This window comes from Halomonas sp., assembly GCF_033549285.1.
GTDB lineage: Bacteria > Pseudomonadota > Gammaproteobacteria > Pseudomonadales > Halomonadaceae > Halomonas.
In genome coordinates this window covers 1-3,094 of sequence record NZ_JAWSUJ010000183.1, presented here as the reverse complement: position 1 = coordinate 3,094, position 3,094 = coordinate 1, and the positions used below count along the sequence as shown (strand labels likewise).

4 protein-coding genes are annotated in these 3,094 nt (G+C 69.9%); 1 reads left to right on the top strand and 3 read right to left on the bottom strand.

Annotation, left to right across the window (positions count from 1 at the left end):
- Positions 1-72: 72 nt before the first annotated feature.
- The gene (locus SCI24_RS21200; RefSeq protein ID WP_318727252.1) at positions 73-909 is read right to left on the bottom strand and encodes a fructosamine kinase family protein; all 837 of its coding nucleotides are present in this window, start codon (positions 907-909) and stop codon (positions 73-75) included.
- Between the two features lie 154 nt (positions 910-1,063).
- A complete protein-coding gene (locus tag SCI24_RS21195) occupies positions 1,064-1,513 on the bottom strand; it encodes a fasciclin domain-containing protein (protein WP_412930358.1) in 450 nt (149 codons plus the stop codon).
- 319 nt (positions 1,514-1,832) lie between these two features.
- Between SCI24_RS21195 and SCI24_RS21190 the strand changes: the two genes are divergently transcribed.
- Complete coding sequence (locus SCI24_RS21190; protein ID WP_318727250.1) at positions 1,833-2,144, top strand: YqfO family protein; 312 nt, start codon at positions 1,833-1,835, stop codon at positions 2,142-2,144.
- On the opposite strand, the gene SCI24_RS21185 is transcribed toward SCI24_RS21190, so the two are convergent.
- Positions 2,099-3,094 (bottom strand): mannitol dehydrogenase family protein (locus SCI24_RS21185; protein WP_318727249.1); only part of this gene is annotated, 996 nt, incomplete at its 5' end. The two genes, SCI24_RS21190 and SCI24_RS21185, sit on opposite strands and share 46 nt — an antisense overlap.

Here is a 3,094-nt window from a genome sequence, read left to right as displayed (position 1 = left end):
CGCGCCGCCGACCGGCTCGCCAGCGAGCTGGTCGACTGGACACTGTCGCGGATGCCCAGCGGCTCGCCGTGATCAGGCAGCCTCCAGCCGCGATACCACCCGCTCGACCGCACCGCGATAGCCGCCACCGAACAGCAGCAGGTGGTTGAGCAGCGGATAGAGCTGAAAGAGCGTCTCGCGCCTCGGCCAGTCGGCCGGGGCGCGGCCGTTCCAGTAGGCCTCGAAGAAGGCCTCGCCCGGCGAGCCGAACAGCGCCAGCATGGCCAGGTCCACCTCCGGGTAGTGGCGATAGACCGCCGGGTCGATGAGCGCCGGTCCCCGCGGGGTGAAGAGCACGTTGCCCGACCACAGATCGCCATGCACCAGGGTCGCCGGCGCATCCGGCAGCCAGGCCTCCAGCCCGTGGGCGATAGCCTCGATCCGAGCGCGCAGCCGAGCATCCATCAGGCCTCGCGCCTGGCAGGCATCCACCAGGGGCAGCAGGCGGCGATCGCGCTGGAAGGCGCGGCCGTCGGGTAGCGGCGCATTGGGCTGGGGCGTGCACCCGCAGGCATTATCCCGCGGCCAGCCATGGGCGTCGCCGGTCACCGCATGGAGCCGACGCAGCCCCTCGCCGAGACTCGCCTCGCCGCGGCATGGGCCTCCCGTCTGCAGCGCCTCCATCACCAGCCAGCCGTCGCCCTCGGCCAGTACCTCGGGCACCACCAGCCCGCTGCGGGCCTCGCTTAGCGCCCGCAGGCCATCGGCCTCGCCGGCCAGTCGCTCGGGGTCGTCGCGTTTGACCACCACCTCGCCCTGGTCGGCCGCCAGGCGGAAGACCTCGGCGATATCGCCGCCTCCCAAGGGCTGCGGCTCACCCCGCGGCGTCAGCCCGGCATCAGACAGCAGCGAGGCAAGCGTCTCGTCGATCGGCATGGGCAAGGCTCCCTTGATTCGATGCCATGAGGGTCGCCAGTCCGATCGGTCCTGTCAAAACCGGGACGAAAAAAGACCGCCCGGAGGCGGCCAGAAGGGGGCATTCAAGCAAGGAACAGGGTGGCAGACCCCGCCAGGGGCGCCGGGATCACTCGGGCATCAGCACGCCGTCGATCACGTGGATGACACCGTTGCTGGCCTCGATGTCGGCCTGGACCACGGTGGCATCATTGATCATCACGCTGCCGTCCATGGTGGTGATGGTGATGTCCTGGCCCTGCACGGTGGTGGCACTGTCGGCGGCCATGGCGTCCTCGGCCATGATCTTGCCGGGCACCACGTGGTAGGTAAGGATCGCCTGCAGCTGCTCCTGGTTCTCCGGCTCGAGCAGGGACTCCACGGTGCCCTCCGGCAGTGCGGCGAAGGCCTCGTCGGTCGGGGCGAAGACGGTGAAGGGGCCCTCGCCCTTGAGGGTCTCGACCAGGTCGGCCGCCTCGACCGCGGCCACCAGGGTCTCGAACTGGCCTGCACCCGCCGCGGTGTCGACGATGTCCTTCTTCATGCCGTGGTTGTCGGCCTGGACGGTGCCGGCGAGCATCAGGCCCAGCAAGCCGGCGCCGATGAACTGGGAAACGGGAGTGGTGAAGGTCTTCATGGGGCACTCTTCCTCTTTGGCTGACCCCGGCCGCGGAGCGACCGGTGGGTTGCGTGGCTTCAGGTCGGTGACCATCCTCGGCCTCAACCTATACACAACCTATCCACTGTATAGCTATTGGACAAGTATTATTTTTCCCATCGTCCCCAGTGCGTCCACCGACGACCTGCTCTGGCGCGGTAAAAGGCGTGGCACGGCTGACGTCGGCGCCGTGATATGGCACAACGGAAGGACGTTCATCCAGCGCAGAGGAGTCGAAACCATGTACAAGCTGGCCTTCTTCGTGCCCGTGGCGGAGGCCGAGCCCGTCAAGGAAGCGGTCTTCGCCACCGGGGCGGGGCGCATCGGCGACTACGAGGCGTGCTGCTTCCAGACCCGGGGCACCGGGCAGTTCCGGCCGCTGGAAGGCGCCGACCCGCACATCGGGCGGGTCGGCGACCTGGAGCAGGTGGAGGAGCTGAAGGTCGAGCTGGTCTGCGAGGACCGGCTGATCCGCGAGGCGGTGGCGGCGCTCAAGGCCGCCCACCCCTACGAGGAACCGGCGTTCGACGTCTGGCGGCTGGCGGAGCTGTGATCGCCCCGGTCGATATAGCGCCGGATCACCACCCGCGGCCCGTGACGCTCGATCACCGCCAGCCAGGCGGCGAAGGCCTCGCGCAGCCCGGGGGACTCGGCCAGGTCGTGGAACACCTCCCGGATCCCCAGGAAGGCCCGCGGCGCCCTGGCGGCCTCCCGCGCCCCCGCCCTCAGGCGTGACGCCAGGGGGTCATCGAGCGGCGGCATTCCCGGGGTGTCGTCGGCCACCCGGCAATAGTGGCACCACAGCGCCAGCTCGAGGGCCAGGCCTGCCACGGGCAGGCCACGCGCCAGGGCATCGCGCAGCGCCGGCAGGATGAACTTGGGCTGTCGCGACGAGCCGTTGGCACAGAGCCGCGAGACGGTGTCGCCGATCTCGGGGTTGCGCAGACGCTCGACGATCCTCTCCCGGTACGCGCGGTAGTCCAGCCCCTCGACCGGCCGGAGCACGGGGAGGATCTCGCGCTCCTGGAGCGCGCCCAGCCAGTCGTGGATGTCCGGGTCGTCCATGGCGGCATGCACCTGCCGGTAGCCCAGCAGGGCCGCCACATAGGCGATGCTGGCGTGGCCGGCGTTGAGGAGGCGCAGCTTCATCGTCTCGTGACCCGAGACTTCGTCGACGAACTCGACCCCGACCCGCTCCAGCGGCGGGCGGCCGGCGCAGAAGCGATCCTCCACCACCCACTGGCGAAAGGGCTCGCACACTACCGGGGCAGCATCCTCGATGCCGAAGTGGCGGCTGACCAGCTCCCGCTCCCGGTCGGTAGTGCGCGGCGTGATGCAGTCCACCATGGCGCTGGGGAAGCTCACCTCGCGCCGGATCCAGGCGGCGAGGTCGCGGTCGATATGCTCGGCCAGGCCGACCACCACGCTGCGCGTCACCGCGCCGTTGCCGGGCAGGTTGTCGCAGGAGAGCACCGTGAAGGGCCCGAGCCCCCTGGCCCGACG

Bases quoted from the DNA above. Each gene is read 5' to 3' on its own strand.
- SCI24_RS21195 (WP_412930358.1), bottom strand. From the start codon at position 1,513: ATGCTCGCCGGCACCGTCCAGGCCGACAACCACGGCATGAAGAAGGAC.
- SCI24_RS21190 (WP_318727250.1), top strand. From the start codon at position 1,833: ATGTACAAGCTGGCCTTCTTCGTGCCCGTGGCGGAGGCCGAGCCCGTC.